The organism is Corynebacterium pyruviciproducens ATCC BAA-1742, assembly GCF_000411375.1.
GTDB lineage: Bacteria > Actinomycetota > Actinomycetes > Mycobacteriales > Mycobacteriaceae > Corynebacterium > Corynebacterium pyruviciproducens.
In genome coordinates, this window is record NZ_KE150446.1 from 1,433,005 (window position 1) to 1,448,040 (window position 15,036).

A 15,036-nucleotide genomic window follows, 5' to 3' on the forward strand; every position below is an offset into this window, starting at 1 on the left:
TGCCTACCTGCACGGACAATGCTTAAAGTTGAACAATCGTGCGCCCGTGGATGCCGCCGGCAAACAGCTGCTTGCCTGCCTCGGCCACCTCTTCCAGAGTGACGGTCTGCGTGGCGGCGTGGAGTTTGGCCAGGTCGAGGTGCTCGCGCAGGAGGTCGTAGGCACGTGTGCGGTAGTCCAGTGGAGCATCGACGGAGTTCACCCCCACGAGTTTCACGCCGCGGAGAATGAACGGCAAAACGGTGGTGGTGAGATCCGCACCTTGGGCCAGCCCGCAAGCGGTCACCGTCCCGCCCCACGTCACCTGCGCGAGGACGTTGGCAAGCGTGGTGGAACCCACACAGTCGACGGCACCAGCGTAGGTGGCCTTCTGCAGCGGTTTGCCCTTGTGGGAAAGCTCGTCGCGGTCGATGATTCGGCTGGCACCCAGCCCCGTGAGATAGTCGCCGAGGCTATTGCCACGCCCGGTGGCGGCGACGGTGGTGTAGCCGAGCGAGGCGAGCAGCATGAGGGCGACGGTGCCCACGCCGCCGGTAGCGCCGGTGACAAGGATCTCACCGTCGTCGGGGCGCACCCCCTGCTCAACGAGGGCGTTGACGGACAGCGCCGCCGTGTAACCCGCCGTACCCACCGCGGCCAGGTCTTCGGCGCTCCAGCCCGCAGGGGCGGCGATGAGCGAGGAGGAGTCCACCCGCACCCGGTCTTGGTAGCCACCGTGGCGGAACTCGCCGAGCCCCGCGCCGTTGAGGACGACGAGGTCGCCGGGCGCAAAACCGTCGGCGGTGGTGGATTCCACCCGCCCGATGGCATCGATGCCGGGGACGAGCGGGAAGATGCGTGCCACGCCGCGGTTTCCCTCGAGCGCCATGGCGTCTTTGTAGTTGAGCGCGGAGTGGCTGACTGCGATGATGGTGTCACCCTCACCCAGGAATTCGTCTCCCACCTGGCGAATTTCCAGGGTTATTGTGTCGTCATTCTTGTCTACGATCAGTGCTTTACTCATGGCCATATTCTACAGAGCATGCACTGGGAGCCTCCGGTCTTCCCACTGGCCTACCCTTGCGCGGTGGTGTTCTGCCTGCGCCCAGGCGCACCGCGCCGCTCGGCGGTGCTGGACGCGGACCCGTTCGCGGTGGCATCCGGGTAACCCTGCATCATCGCCCCGCCACGGTCCATCCCGGGGCCACCAGCGCCGGGCATGCCGCCGCCCATTCCGCCACTCGTGGCGGTGCCTGCGGTGACGGTCTGGTCGCCGACGGTGTAGGTGGCACCGGAGGTGATCTCCGGGCTGGCGTACACCACGTTGCCCACCTTCTTCTTAGCGGTCAGCGTCGCTACGACGGTGCCGGATTCGTCCTTGACCTCGATGGTGTCGCCCGCGGCGGCGCTGACGTTGGCCTGCACCCAGCCCTCGCCGGTGGTGGGGGCCTGCGCCATGCCTGCCGAGCCGAGGGCCGCCACAGTGCCGCCGGTGACCTCGAAGGCACCCGCCACATCGAGGGCACCGTTGCCGTTATTTTCCGGTCCGTTGACGGTGACCTGGCCACCGCTGACCGTCGCGTCACCGTTGGAGTCCAGGCCGTCGCCACCGGCGTTGATGGTGACGGTTCCGCCGGTGATGGTCACCTGCTCGCCCGTCGATTCGCCGGGCATTCCGCCGCCCATCCCCTGCGGAGGCATCCCGCCCGCCGGGGGTTCACCGGGGATTGCGCCACCTGCCGGGGGTTCGCCGGTTTCCTCTCGAGTTTCGGTCTCACTCGAGTTGTCTGCCGCGGCGATCGCTTCCAGGCCCGCCTCGACGGTGGTAGAGCCTGAGCCGTTGATGCCATCGTCGTTGGAGGTGAGGTTCACCTCGCCATCCGAGATGGTCACCAGTCCACCTTCCAAGGCCTCCTCAGACTTGTCGACGTTCACCTTTCCTCCACTGATGGTCGCCGCGACCTCACTGTGGAGTCCGTCATCGCCGGCGGAAATCGTCACCTCGCCGCCGCTGACGCGCAGGGCCCCATCGGAGTGGATACCGTCGTCGTCGGCAGTGACGGTGACCGACCCGTCGTCGACAAGCGCAAACGTGCCCGCATTGATGGCCTTGTCCGTGGACGAAAGCGACAGCGTGCCACCCCCGATGAGGACATCGGTGACGGCAGACAGAGCGTCGTCCCCGGCCGTCGCCGTGACGCTACCGCTAGTGACGCGCACCCACCCCTTGGTGGTGTCATCGTCCTTGGACGACTTCACCGCGTCGCCGCCCGCGGTCAGAGTGAGCTCCCCACCGGAGATGGTCACCGAATCGGTGCCCTGGAGGGCATCGTCACCGGCGGTGACGGACAGCGTGCCACCCGTGATGGTGAGATCGTCCTTGGCCACGATGCCGTCCTCCGGGGCCTCCACCGTGAGCTTGCCGTCACCGGAAATGGTGAGGTCGGAGGCGGCGGACACCTCACCCCGGACGGTGTTCGTGTCCTCCACCACCAGCGCCACGTCGCCGTCGTTGATGGCGATGCCGTTGCCTATGGTCACCCCATCGAGGATGAGCGTCACCTCTCCCTCGGCCGCTGTCACCGTCACCCCCGCCGAAGTCTCCCCACTGATCCGGTACGTGCCGGCCTCGGTGATCTCCAGCGACTCATCCCCGCTGAGGTTCACCTCCTTCGCGTTCGACGTGGCCGCCTCCACCACCGTTGGCTCGCTGTTCTCGCTCGCCTCCTCTGCGGCCGTCGGCGGATTAGTTGTATCCCACGTGCCGGAGGTCTCCTGCGACACCGTCTGGGTCACCGCCTGCGAGCTCGCGGCGGGGCTCATCTGCGTGGTGGAATCACACCCCGCAAGCCCCAGCATCCCCACAACCGCGGCCACGGCCACGCATTTCTTCATCCTCAGTTTCATTTCCTTGTTCCTTTTGCTTTGAGTTTCTGTTGTTTTTCAACGATTTCTAGATTTGATTCGCTTACTCGACCGGGGCCGCTATGTCGGCCCCCACGTCCGCCGACACGCGCGCCGCCTCAAACGTCTGCATCGCCCGGCGCCACTTGTTGCTCGGCAACTCCGGGTGCATGACGGCAAGCCCCGTGCCAAACTTGGACACCTTCTGCGGACGCAACCCCATCGCCCACAGCTGCCGATCCACCACGCTCGGCCGCGCGCCCGACTTTGTCTCCACAAACACCAAGTCCAAGCCCTCCAGGTGGCCACCGCGGGAGCTGTGCCACCGCAGATCCGAATCCACCGTCACCCGGCCCTCCCCCTCCGGCTTGAAGGTGGCACGCCAATACTCGTTCCTCAGCGTGGGGCGAAGCGCTCCCACCTCGGCGCCCACATCCACCCGGCGCGCCTCCAGAGTCTGAGCAAGCCACGGCTCCAGCCGCTGGGGGATCCGGTCGCCGTAGGCCTCCTCCACCTTGATGGGAACACGCTCCTTCACCGTGGTGCCCCGCGGGCCACGGGTTTTCACCTCCAGGAACGCGATCCCGGAATCCACGTAGTCGCGCATGCGTACCTTGTAGCGGCGGCGGCGCTTGAAGGCTGCGGTAAAGTAGCTCCCCCACGAAGAGGAATCTAGGTATGACGTGCGGTAATGCTGTAGAAATCGGCCGTTTATTTCCAGTATCCGCGTGGATTGCGGAAGGGAGGCGAGGAGTTCGCGCGCCTCATTACCTGTGAGGAGGTACTTGCGATCCACCCGCGTCATCATGCGGGCGCAGGCGTTGAGCTCGTCCAGGCAAATGGGCTCAAAGAGCGCGAGGGACGGCTTACAGTGCATTGAGCGCTACCTCGTTTTCCGTCTGCCCCAGTGCCGGTGCGCTCTTTTCACGCGCCGCGGGTTCGCGAAACCGGGCGGTCACCTTCGTCGTGTCGTTGATGAGGTCGACGCAGTGCACCGTGACGGAGTTCACCTCGGTGCCGAGGAGGAGCTCCACCGCCCGCGTGGCCTTTGCCGTGGTGGGGTAGGCCCGGTCGAGTTTGATCTCCTGCGAGCGGTACTGGCCGAACAGCCGTGTGCTATCCGCCACGGCGAGCGTGGCGATGATGGCTGCGACGATGACTACCTCAAGCTCGCTGGGCGTGGTGGTCATGCCGTTGACAAGGCCGATGGCGAGGGCGGCGAAGTAGTAGGACACCTCCCTTTGGGAGATCTCCGAGGAGCGCAGCCGGATGATGGACAGCACGCCGAAGAGGCCCATTCCCAGGCCCATGCCGACGTTGGTTCCCGTGAGAACGGTGGCCACGCCGAAGACGCCCATGTTGACGGCGAAGAACGCGACAACGAGGTCGGTGCGGTGGTGGCGGGGGAAGTAGATCCCGAGTACGAGGATGGCGATAGCCACCAGGTTGAGACCTAGCATCGTCAAAGTAGTGAACATTTCGTCCCTCCATATCTAGGTATGACTCGATACAATCGCCCCACCAACACACCCGGTGGCGCGATGGACAGTGTCTATGGTGCGAGATGAACGTTGAGGGATCCGTGAAAGTTTTCGCCAATTAGGTGCCGGTTTTATTCGGGTTTTTTACCCCAAACCGAACATATCCTGTACGCACTGAACTGGGACACAGGTTTCGATGTTCGAATTTTAGATACCGCACACCCCCATGTGAGCACCACAGCAAAACCGGGGATTTTTCCGTATTTCATACGAAAGGTCCGACCTTTTTCAGCTATTCTCTACCCTTCTAAACAAATCGCCAGCCAACCTGCCCGAGCCGAGATTTGCATGAGACCCCGCAGCGCGGTGCCGTCTTACCACCCCGTCTCCCTACTTGTTAAATTTCTTAACGGTTAATATACTTAACAACATGAGCGAGAACACTTTACCTGAGCGTGAGGAATTAACCAGCGCACTCCTCTACGAGCTACACCGGTTCATCTTCGCGTCCACCGACACCATCGGACGCTTCACCGCGTCCATGAACATGAACGATAAGGACGGGGAGGCGGTCCTCCACATCTGGCGGGCGGAGCTCACCGGCTCCCCACTCTCCCCCACCGAGCTCGCCGGCATCCTCCGCGTGTCCAAGCCCGCGGTCACCTACCTCACAGAACGTCTCCTCGAGGCTGGCTACATCACCAGGCAGCCCGACCCCGCCGATCGCCGGCGCACGGTGCTGCGCATCTCCGAGCTCGGCGGCCAGGTGGGGCACAACTTCTCCGCCCCCATGGACCACGGGCTAGGTCTCCTGTTCCGCGACCGCTCCGACGAGGAGCTCGCCACCTTCACGTCGATGCTTCACCAGCTTGTCGACGCCCTGTCCACCTCCCACCCCGAAAGCGCGACCGATGACCACTAAAGAAGTAGCTCGTCCCGAAGGCTCCAGTAGCTTAACGACGCCCGCCCACTGGGGCCTCATCCTCGCCCTTTACCTCACCGGTATCGGCATGGGGGCGCTGGACACCGGCATTGTCAACCCGGCACGCACCGTCATCCAGACCGGCCTCGGTGTGGACGACAAGACGGGCGTGTGGATCTTCACCATCTACACCCTCGCCTACGCCGCCGCGATCCCCGTGGTGGGCAAGCTCGCCGATATCCTCGGCCGCAAGCCCGTGTACGTCATCGCCATCGCGCTGTTTGGCCTCGGCTCACTGGGGTGCGGGCTCGCACAGGACTTTTCCTCCTTCGGGCTGCTCATCGCCTCCCGCGTGGTGCAGGCCATCGGCGGCGGCGGAATCATGCCGGTGGCCACCGCCGCCATCGGCACTATCGTTCCACCTGCCAAGCGCGGCATGGCGCTGGGGCTCGTGGGAATGGTGTACGGCGTGGCCAACGTGTTCGGCGCATCAGCCGGCTCCCTGGTGTTGTCTATCGCCGGGCAGGCCAACTGGCAGTGGATCTTCTACCTCAACGTGCCGGTTGCCGTCATCGTCATCGCCCTCGGCCTGCGGTTCCTCCCCGAGCAGGAGAGCGAGCCCGCAGGCACCATTGACGTGACGGGCACCGTCATCTTCGTCGTCCTCATCACCTCGCTGTTGTGGGCGTTCCAAAACCTTGACTTCACCCACATCGGCCAATCTCTTGCAACTCCCTCCGTGTGGGGCGGTTTTACCGTCGCCGCGCTGCTCGCGCCGTGTTTCTGGCTGGTGGAGAAGCGGGCCGATGACCCGCTCATTGATTTCCGCTACTTCGCCACCATCAACGTGGGCACCACCCTCCTCATGAGTGCGGTGGCAGGCGTTCTCATGATGACGGTCATGTTCATCCCCCAATTTGCGGAGAACTCCATGCGGCTGCCCGCCGGTGCCGGTGGCTACCCCACCACCATCATCGGTCTCGCCTCCGCCGTGGGAGCCCCGATCAGCGGCAAGCTGACAGACCGCTTCGGCCCGCGGCTCGTCCTCGGTATCGGCACGGTGATCTCCACCATCGCCGGCTTCACGCTCATCTATTGGGCAAGCCCGTATCCCTCGGCGCTTTCGACCTCGGTGGCCATCTTCCTGTTCGGCCTCGGCCTCGGCTTCCTCATGGGGGCGCCGCTGACCTACCTCATCTTGCACCTCATTCCCGAGTCTGAGGCCAACGCCGGGCAGGCCACGCTGTCCCTCGTGCGCTCGCTCGGTGTCACCCTGGCGCCGGCGATCCTCGTGGGTCTCCTATCCACCGCCATGGGGGACCTCCCCGGAAAGGTGATGGCCGAGATGCCAGAGGCACCCGCCGCCGCGCAGGCAGCCGGTGCGGATGCCACGCTTCCCCCGGAGCTTGCGCAAAGCCTCCAGACCGCCGACGTGACCACCATCGTCGACCGGTCGAAGGACGTGGCCAACGCGCTATTCGACGAGCAGGAAAGCCGCCTCCCGCAGGGCGCAGGCGCCGCGCTGCCGGCGATGGAAGATGCCCGCGCAGATTACCTCGCACAGATTGAGGCGAACCGTGGCGACATCGAGCAAGCCTTCCAGCTCGGCCTCAACGAGGGCTTCGCCCGGCTGTTCTGGTTCTACACGCTGCTCTCACTGGCAGGCACCGCGCTGCTCGCGGGGCTGCCGTCGAAGCGGAAGATCGACGAGAAGATCGCGGCTTCTGCAGAGAACGGAGTCTCTGCAGAGAGAAAGGTCACTACAGAGGGCGAAACCTCTGCAGAGAACAAGGTCTCTGCAGAGTAAAGGTGAAAAAGAAAAATCCCGGTAGGTTTTCCTACCGGGAATTATTGGTGGAGCTAACGGGATTCGAACCCGTGACCCCCACACTGCCAGTGTGGTGCGCTACCAGCTGCGCCATAGCCCCATAAGCTGCGTTTTTTGCAACAAGGACTAATATACAGGCGGGCCGAGGGTGAGGACAAATCGCCAGGTAGATACAGATAAGGAGCGCAACCTCACGGCGCGCTCCTTACGTAGCTCAAGGATTACTTGGCAGAGACTTCCTCAATCCAGTTCTCGGTGAGCTTGACATCCTGGCCGTTCTGCAGGACCCGGGGCGAGGAGACTTGCCCCTTCGGGTCGGCAGCCTTGAGCTGCTCGGCATCTTCGGTGGCAACCTGCTTGTAGTGCTCAATGTTGGAGCCGTCGCGGATCGACTTCACCGCATCGGAGTGCGCGCCGAGGGCCTCGGCAACATCGGCCATATCGTTAGCCTGCCACTTGCTGTAAATCTCCTCCTGCTTCTCCAGCAGGGTGGAGCGGAGGTTCCAGTACGCCTTGGCGTCGCCCGCCTGCGCAAGCGCATCGGCGGAGGCACCGGCGAGGGTGGAGTGGCCGTCCTGGCCACGGTCAAGGAAGTTGAGGGAGTGGATGTTGACGATGAGCTTGCCATCCTCAACCGCCTTCTTCATGTCCGCGTCGGACATCTTGGCCAGCTCCGCACAGTGGACGCAGGAGTAGTCCTCGTACAGGTCGATCTCCGGGGTGTCCGCCGTGGCATCCTTGCCCACAAGGCTGATGACATTGTCGGAGTAATCCACATCGAAGGCGACTTCCTGCACGTCGACGCCGTCGAGCACCTTGTTAGTCTGCGCGGTGCGGCCGGTGAACAGGATGTACCCGATGACGGCTGCGATCACCAGGCCGAGGATGACCAGGGCCCAAATAAAACCGTTGCCTCTTTCACTCGGGTTCTTTACTTTCGTGTTGGTCACGATCGTCTCCTTTGTGGTTCGTTCAAATGAAAAGTATGTGCGCTACATTATTGCACCGTCACCGTACGCGGTGGCAACGATGCCTCGATCCAGTCAAGCGTACACAGCCCAGCGCGAAAACGGTCGCTTCACTGTCCACGCGGCCATGAGGAAAAAGAGGATGTCTTTCCCAATCCCCTCGATGTACGTGAGGGCACCCACATCGGGGTTTTCCCCGCCCACGCCAAAGCAGCCACAGTCAATGGTCAGTCCCCGCGCCCACGCCGAGCCAATGCCGATAGCAAAGCCCACGAACATGAGTGCAGACACCGCAGCCACCGGGCGCAGGAACACGCCAAGCAGCAGCAAAACGCCAAGGGCGAGTTCCACCAGAGGCAGCACCGTACCGATCATGTGGGCGATATCCATGGAGAACAACTCGTAGGCCTCGACAGATTTCTTCGTTCCAACGGGGTCGATGAGCTTAAGATAGCCACTGACAAGCCACACGGCGGCAAGCCCAAAGCGGCACACCGCCGAGATGACGTTGGACAGGTTAAAAGTGGTCACGTCACACAATATATAACAGTGTCCACTGGTTGCACTAAGCACCCCAACAATCGGGAGGGTATTCACAGGCGTTTGACGCGCAAAGGGCAGAAGAACGGGCCCGGGAACCCCCGGGCCCGTATGAGGCGGTAGCCCGCAGCGGCCTCCCGCTGCGTGGTGCCGGCTACTTGCCCAGCACCTCGCTGACCAGCGCCTGGGCTTCTTTTTGGACCTGCTTGAGGTGGTCTTCGCCCTTGAAGCTTTCGGCGTAGATCTTGTACTTATCCTCGGTGCCAGACGGGCGGGCGGCGAACCACGCGTTCTCGGTCACGACCTTGAGACCGCCGATCGGTGCACCGTTACCCTTGGCTTCCGTCAGCTTCTCGACGATCTCCTCCCCCGCCAAGGTGGTGGCTTTCACCTGGTCCGGGCTCAGCTTCTTGAGGATCGCCTTCTGCTCACGGTTCGCCTCGGCATCGGTGCGGGCGTACACCGGGGAACCAAACTTCTCGGCGAAGGTGGCGTAGCGCTTCGACGGGGTCTCCCCGGTGACGGCGAGGATCTCTGAGGCCAGGAGGTCGAGGATAATGCCGTCCTTATCGGTGGACCACACCGTGCCATCGGTGCGCAGGAAGGACGCGCCGGCGGATTCTTCGCCGCCGAAGCCGATCGTTCCGTCGATAAGCCCCGGAACAAACCACTTGAAGCCCACGGGAACCTCAACCAACGTCCTCCCCAGGGAGGCAACCACACGGTCGATCATGGAGGAGGACACGAGCGTCTTGCCCACGGCGGTGGCCTCGGGCCAGCCGGGACGGTGACTGAACAGGTACTCGATGGCGACGGCGAGGTAGTGGTTCGGGTTCATGAGGCCAGCATCGGGGGTGACGATGCCGTGGCGGTCACTGTCCGCATCGTTGCCGGTGGCGATGTCGTACTTGTCGCGGTTGTGGATGAGCGAGGCCATGGCGTTAGGGCTCGAGCAATCCATACGAATCTTGCCGTCGGTATCGAGCGTCATGAACCGCCACGTGGGGTCGACCTCGGGGTTAACAACCGTGAGGTTAAGGCCGTACTTCTCGCCGATGGCGCCCCAGTAGTCCACGGAAGCACCACCCATGGGATCCGCGCCGATGGAGATCCCCGAATCGGCGATCGCCTGCAGGTTCACCACGCTGGGCAGATCGTCCACATAGTGGCCGAGGAAATCGAAGGCGGTGGCACGACTATCGGTGACGGACTCCACAGACACCCGCTTGACATCCTCATTCCCGCCGCGCATGAGCTCATTGGCGCGGGCGGCGATCCAGTCGGTCGCGTCCGTGCCGGCGGGGCCACCGGTGGGCGGGTTGTACTTGAAGCCGCCATCACGGGGCGGGTTGTGCGAGGGGGTAATGACGATGCCGTCGGAACGCTTCGCGTCCGTGCCCGTCACCCCACCCGGCAGGCCCTTGTTGTACTGAAGGATCGCGTGGCTCACCGCCGGTGTCGGAGTGTAGGCGCCGTTGGCATCGACGAGCACGTCAATATCGTTGGCCAGCAGCACTTCCATGGCTGTGAGCATCGCCGGCTCGCTCAGCGCGTGGGTGTCACGGCCGATGAAGACGGGACCCTCGATGTGCTCCTTCGCGCGGTATTCGACGATCGCCTGCGTAGTGGCGAGGATGTGATCCTCATTGAAGGCCGTGTCCAGGCTGGAGCCACGGTGCCCCGACGTACCAAAGCTGACCTGCTGATCAGGGTTTTCCGGGTCGGGTTTGCCCTCGTAGTAGGCCTTCTTCACGGCCCCCACATCGATGAGGTCCTCTTCGCGGGCCGGCTGCCCTGCTCTCTCGTGAGCCATAGTGACTGCTCCTTAGTCGTCTCTGCGGAATATATACGTCTTCTTCCTATCTTTGCCTGTTTCACACACTTTTGCAGGAGAACGGGTTAAAACCCGCTGTACCCTCCCACCCCCGCATGAGGGAAAAACTTGTTCAACTAATTGGAATTCAACTATCAGGCTTGGAAAATATCCACAATCTTCTTTCCACGCTGCTACGACAGCGCGGACACAGGAGACAATCTCACCTATTCACCGAACTCGCAATGAGCTCACTACGTGCGCAAAGGAGGGCTCAATGGAATCCCTGTTGGACATTTTAAACAAGGTAGATTCAGTGGTGTGGGGCCCTTTCCTCCTCATTCCGCTGCTGCTAGGAACAGGGCTGTGGCTCACCGCAAGGCTCAAAGGCCTGCAATTTAGGAAAATGATCGTGGCCTTCAGGCACGGTCTCATCGACCCCAACGACCCCACGGGCGAAGGGGACATCTCCAACTACCAGGCGCTGACCACCGCACTGGCAGCAACCGTGGGCGTGGGCAACATCGTCGGCGTGGCCACCGCACTCGCGCTCGGTGGTCCCGGCGCGCTGTTCTGGATGTGGGTGACTGGCCTGGTGGGCATGGCCAGTAAGTACACCGAGGCCTTCCTCGGCGTGCGGTTCCGTGAGGAGGACTCCACCGGCCACATGCTCGGCGGGCCGATGAAGTACCTCAAGAAGGGCATCGGCGGCAAGCTCGGCGGCGGCCTCTCACTCGCCTTCGGTATCTTCGCCGTCATCGCCTCGTTTGGCATCGGCAACCTCACCCAGGCTAACGCCGTGGCCACGGCCATGAACGATGCCTTTGGCATGGATACCCACGCCACCGGCGCACTCATGTTCTTCCTCATCGGCATGGTGCTGCTCGGCGGCATCGAGACCATTGGCAAGGTGACGAGCGCCTTCGTGCCACTCATGATCATCATCTACATCCTCGGCGCTTCCATCGTGCTCATCGTCAACGCCGGCGACATCCCCGGCGCCTTCGCGCTCATCTTCCACGACGCGTTCACCGGCTCGGCAGCCGTCGGCGGATTTGCGGGCTCGTCCCTTCTGCTCGCACTCCAGCTCGGCGTCGCCCGTGGCATCTTCTCCAACGAGTCCGGCATGGGTTCGGCGGCCATCGCCGCCGCGGCCGCGCAGACGAACCACCCCGTCCGTCAGGGCCTCGTCTCCATGACGCAGACCTTCATCGACACCATCGTCGTGGTCACCTTCACCGGCCTCACCATCATCACCACGGGCACGTGGACGATGGGCGCCAGCGAGGCCGGCTCCATGACGGCCGAGGCGTTTTCCCGCGGGTTGCCCGGCAACTGGGGCGGCACCATCGTGTCCATCTCCACCATGTTCTTCGCCTTCTCCACCATCGTTGGCTGGGCCTACTACGGCGAACGCTGCCTCATCGCCCTCGTGGGAATGCACGGCTCCCTGCCCTACCGCATGCTCTTCACATGCGTGGTATTCATCGGCGCTATTTCCGAGATCCAGATCGCCTGGGTGCTTGCCGACGTAGCCAACGGCCTCATGGCGATCCCGAACCTCATCGGGCTGCTGCTACTATCTGGGTTTGTAGCAAAAGAAACAAAGGACTACTTGGACTTCGACCCAAAGCTGCGGGAAACCCCCACCTCTGTGGCCGAGTTCAACGCCCGCCACATCCCAGAATGGTCGTGACCTACCCACAATGAGCCTCAAAGCCGCACTGTACGTCGGTTGCGGCGCGGCACTTGGCTCCATGGTGCGCCACGCCACCATCCTCGCGTTGGGCCCCAGCTTTGTCACCATCACCCTCATCAACATCTGCGGGTGCTTCGCCATCGGGGCGATGAAGCCGGGGCCTTTTTGGACGATCGGGTTCCTCGGCGGGTTCTCCTCGTATTCCACGTACCTCGTCATGACCTACCAAGCACATAACGCCGTCTACCTGGTGCTGGAGGTAATTTTTTGCATGGGCGCTTGGTTCCTCGGCGATGTCGTGCACCAGCATGTGCGCCGTGCGCACACGAAGGCGGAGGCGTAGAAAGTGGGTGCGTGGAGTTTCCTCATCGTGGCCGTCGGCGGGTTCGTCGGCGGGGTGATCCGCTATGTGTTGACAAGTGTCATGGGCACCCTGTGGGGAATCGCCACGGCCAATTCGGTGGCGTGCTTCCTCGTGGGGGCGGCCTCCACGCACGGGGCGCTGAACCTCGTGGTCACCACGGGGATCGCGGCGGCGCTGTCCACCTGGCCGGCCCTCGCAGCGGAATTGGGCCGTGAGCTGCATGAGCGCAGATATTTTCTGTTCGCTTTTTACCTCGCGGCCAACCTGGCCCTCGGCCACGTGGCCGCTTTCATCGGCAGCCAGCTGGCGGTGCCGTGGTAGATTTCTTGCACGTGAATGCACTTCTTATTGCCGCAGCGGCAGGGCTTGGGGCAGTGGTGCGCTATCTCCTCACACTGCTCCCTCTTGCCAGTTCGTGGGAGCTGATCGCCATCAATGCGGTGGGCTGCCTCCTCATTGGCTGGAAGCCACAGCCAGCGTGGTGGTCTACCGGGTTCCTCGGCGGGTTCACCTCATTTTCCACGTACATGCTCGTAAGTGTTACGGATTCCTCGCTCGCCTACCTCGTGGTGGCGGCCGCGGTATGCATCGCCGCGTGGTTTGCCGGCGACGCGATAGGGGGCAAGAAATGATGGCGGTACTCGGCGTGTTCGTCGGTGGCGCCCTCGGCGGGGCGATCCGCTACGGATGCACTAAGTGGTTGGGCTCGGCACCCGGGGTGCTCGTGGCAAACCTCGTCGCATGCTTCGTATTGGCGCTTGCCACCGGCGCGGACTTCCACCCCGTGCTGGTGGGCACCGGGTTCGCCGGGGCGCTGTCCACGTGGTCGACGCTGTCGAAGGAGATCGGGCTCATGGTGAAGGCCCGCCAGTGGCGCAGGCTCGCGTGGTTCGCAACCGCGCACGTGGCCGGAGGCCTCCTCGCTGTGGCGTGGGGTCTGCGGGTCGCTCACGCGTTGTAGGCCATAACGGGGGGAGTTAACCCGGCGTTCATCTGCCGTTTGCTTTTACGCCATGTGCTGGCGTTTTCCAGCCCCTCCACCCCGTCAAGAATCGGAACGATCACCCCCATTACTTCCCAATTTCCGCACGCCAAAATAGGCTACTAGGCAGTAACTTACCCCTTAGTAGGTATGGAGATTGGAGTTCCATGTCATTCCTCGCAGCCCCTCCCGCGGCACCCCGAATACCGGCAGACCAGGTGGATAGAAAGTACAAAACCTGGCGGTTCAACGTGTTCATGGGTATTTTCCTGGGATACGCGGCTTTCTACTTGATCCGCAACAACGTCTCGCTCGTCTCGGCGATCCTCAAAGAGCACGACATCATGAACGCCGTGGGCATCGGCATCGTGTCCAACGCTGTGCTGTTCGCCTACGGTCTGTCCAAGTTCTTCATGGCGATGCTCTCGGACCGCTCCAACGCGCGCTACTTCATGCCGCTGGGGCTCGCGCTATCGGCGGTGATGAACCTGTTCATCGCCTCGATGCCGGCCGTCACCAGCTCGATCGCCCTGTTTGCCACCCTCATGTTCATCAACGGTTGGTTCCAGGGCATGGGCTGGCCTCCCTCGGGACGCGTCCTCGTCCACTGGTTCTCCACCAGTGAGCGCGGCTGGAAGACGTCGATCTGGAACTGCGCCCACAACGTCGGCGGCGGCGGGCTCGGTGTCCTTTCCGCCTGGGCACTGTCCACCTTCGCCACGAGCGAGGCCGACTGGCGACCCGCGTTCTACGTGCCGCCTATCGTCGCGCTCGTCATCGCCGTCATCGCTTTTCTCCTCATCCGCGACCGTCCGGAGGTCATGGGGCTTCCGCCCATCGAGGAGTACCGCGACGATCCCGCCAAGGTTGATAGTGTTGACCCCGCCGAGGGCAGCTGGCTCCAGGTGGTCACCCGCCACGTTCTCACCAACCCGATCATCGTCATGCTGGCACTGGCCAACGTGTTCATCTACACCCTGCGCTACGGCGTGCTCAACTGGATCCCCATTTACCTCGCCGAGCGCACCGATTCCGCCGACATTTCCGACGGCATCATCGGCTTCGCCATCTACGAGCTCGCTGGTATCCTCGGCACCCTGTTGGTGGGTTGGCTTTCCGACGTCGTCTTCCACGGTTGGCGCTCGGGTGCCGGTATCCTCGCCCTCGCCGTTGTGGGGGTCTCGTTGTTCGCCTACTGGCAGCTTCCCCCCACCGCCCCGCTGTGGTTGTTCTACCTGCTCATCGCCCTCATCGGCGGGTTCATTTACGGGCCGGTCATGCTCATCGGCCTGCAGGCCATTGACCTGTCCCCCGCCAACGTCGCCGGCACCGCCGCCGGGTTCACCGGGCTGTTTGGCTACCTCCTGGGCGCCACGCTCGCCTCGTCGGGCGTGGGCATCCTCATCCATCACTTCGGCTGGAATGTCACCTACATGTTCCTGCTCGGCGTCGTCGTTGTCGCCATCATCCTCATGATCATCGTAGGGAAGCGCGAACGCGCGCTTATGAAGTAAGAGATAAGTTGCAAAAACGCCACGGGAATTCCCGTGGCGTTT

General features: G+C 63.0%; 15 protein-coding genes and 1 tRNA gene. 8 read left to right on the forward strand and 8 right to left on the reverse strand.

What is annotated here, in order from left to right; genetic code table 11:
- Positions 1–22 precede the first annotated feature (22 nt).
- The 4 genes from HMPREF1219_RS06280 to HMPREF1219_RS06295 all read right to left on the reverse strand — a co-directional run bounded on the left by HMPREF1219_RS06280 (position 23) and on the right by HMPREF1219_RS06295 (position 4,361).
- Positions 23–1,003 (reverse strand): MDR family oxidoreductase, encoded by a 981-nt coding sequence (locus tag HMPREF1219_RS06280; RefSeq protein WP_040427343.1) that lies wholly within the window; start codon positions 1,001–1,003, stop codon positions 23–25.
- A 50-nt stretch (positions 1,004–1,053) separates the two neighbouring features.
- Positions 1,054–2,886 carry a carbohydrate-binding domain-containing protein gene (locus HMPREF1219_RS06285; protein ID WP_016458058.1) on the reverse strand — a complete coding sequence of 611 codons (1,833 nt, stop codon included), beginning with the start codon at positions 2,884–2,886 and terminating at the stop codon, positions 1,054–1,056.
- A 61-nt stretch (positions 2,887–2,947) separates the two neighbouring features.
- Entirely contained in the window at positions 2,948–3,760 is an 813-nt protein-coding gene (locus tag HMPREF1219_RS06290; protein ID WP_016458059.1) for a polyphosphate polymerase domain-containing protein, read from the reverse strand.
- Complete coding sequence (locus HMPREF1219_RS06295) at positions 3,750–4,361, reverse strand: DUF4956 domain-containing protein (RefSeq protein ID WP_016458060.1); 612 nt, start codon at positions 4,359–4,361, stop codon at positions 3,750–3,752. Before HMPREF1219_RS06295 ends, HMPREF1219_RS06290 begins: the two co-directional genes overlap by 11 nt.
- Before the next feature lie 433 nt (positions 4,362–4,794).
- On the opposite strand from HMPREF1219_RS06295, the gene HMPREF1219_RS06300 reads away from it, so the two are divergent.
- Positions 4,795–5,286, forward strand: a complete 492-nt coding sequence (locus tag HMPREF1219_RS06300) for a MarR family winged helix-turn-helix transcriptional regulator (protein ID WP_016458061.1) — start codon at positions 4,795–4,797, stop codon at positions 5,284–5,286.
- The gene (locus tag HMPREF1219_RS06305; RefSeq protein WP_016458062.1) at positions 5,276–7,093 is read left to right on the forward strand and encodes an MFS transporter; all 1,818 of its coding nucleotides are present in this window, start codon (positions 5,276–5,278) and stop codon (positions 7,091–7,093) included. The genes HMPREF1219_RS06300 and HMPREF1219_RS06305 overlap by 11 nt, the downstream gene beginning before the upstream one ends.
- A gap of 45 nt (positions 7,094–7,138) precedes the next feature.
- Here the strand turns inward: HMPREF1219_RS06305 and HMPREF1219_RS06310 are convergent.
- From HMPREF1219_RS06310 to pgm, 4 genes are all read right to left on the reverse strand, one after another.
- Positions 7,139–7,214: transfer RNA gene (locus HMPREF1219_RS06310), tRNA-Ala, on the reverse strand.
- Between the two features lie 121 nt (positions 7,215–7,335).
- On the reverse strand, positions 7,336–8,064 hold the full coding sequence (locus HMPREF1219_RS06315) for a DsbA family protein (RefSeq protein ID WP_016458063.1): 729 nt from the start codon (positions 8,062–8,064) through the stop codon (positions 7,336–7,338).
- A 93-nt stretch (positions 8,065–8,157) separates the two neighbouring features.
- Positions 8,158–8,613 (reverse strand): MauE/DoxX family redox-associated membrane protein, encoded by a 456-nt coding sequence (locus HMPREF1219_RS06320; protein WP_016458064.1) that lies wholly within the window; start codon positions 8,611–8,613, stop codon positions 8,158–8,160.
- A gap of 163 nt (positions 8,614–8,776) precedes the next feature.
- The gene (pgm, locus tag HMPREF1219_RS06325) at positions 8,777–10,435 is read right to left on the reverse strand and encodes a phosphoglucomutase (alpha-D-glucose-1,6-bisphosphate-dependent) (protein ID WP_016458065.1); all 1,659 of its coding nucleotides are present in this window, start codon (positions 10,433–10,435) and stop codon (positions 8,777–8,779) included.
- 277 nt (positions 10,436–10,712) lie between these two features.
- Here pgm and HMPREF1219_RS06330 point away from each other — a divergent pair, with 277 nt between their 5' ends.
- The 6 genes from HMPREF1219_RS06330 (at position 10,713) to HMPREF1219_RS06355 (ending at position 14,994) form a co-directional block, all read left to right on the forward strand.
- Positions 10,713–12,131, forward strand: a complete 1,419-nt coding sequence (locus tag HMPREF1219_RS06330; RefSeq protein ID WP_016458066.1) for an alanine/glycine:cation symporter family protein — start codon at positions 10,713–10,715, stop codon at positions 12,129–12,131.
- Positions 12,132–12,141: 10 nt separating this feature from the next.
- Positions 12,142–12,477, forward strand: a complete 336-nt coding sequence (locus HMPREF1219_RS06335; RefSeq protein WP_016458067.1) for a CrcB family protein — start codon at positions 12,142–12,144, stop codon at positions 12,475–12,477.
- 3 nt (positions 12,478–12,480) lie between these two features.
- Positions 12,481–12,819 carry a FluC/FEX family fluoride channel gene (locus HMPREF1219_RS06340; protein WP_016458068.1) on the forward strand — a complete coding sequence of 113 codons (339 nt, stop codon included), beginning with the start codon at positions 12,481–12,483 and terminating at the stop codon, positions 12,817–12,819.
- Positions 12,820–12,830: 11 nt separating this feature from the next.
- Positions 12,831–13,130 carry a CrcB family protein gene (locus HMPREF1219_RS06345; RefSeq protein ID WP_051120490.1) on the forward strand — a complete coding sequence of 100 codons (300 nt, stop codon included), beginning with the start codon at positions 12,831–12,833 and terminating at the stop codon, positions 13,128–13,130.
- Positions 13,127–13,459 (forward strand): fluoride efflux transporter FluC, encoded by a 333-nt coding sequence (locus tag HMPREF1219_RS06350; protein ID WP_016458070.1) that lies wholly within the window; start codon positions 13,127–13,129, stop codon positions 13,457–13,459. The genes HMPREF1219_RS06345 and HMPREF1219_RS06350 overlap by 4 nt, the downstream gene beginning before the upstream one ends.
- Before the next feature lie 188 nt (positions 13,460–13,647).
- Positions 13,648–14,994: an MFS transporter gene (locus HMPREF1219_RS06355; protein WP_016458072.1), complete on the forward strand. Its 1,347-nt coding sequence runs from the start codon at positions 13,648–13,650 to the stop codon at positions 14,992–14,994.
- Positions 14,995–15,036 lie beyond the last annotated feature (42 nt).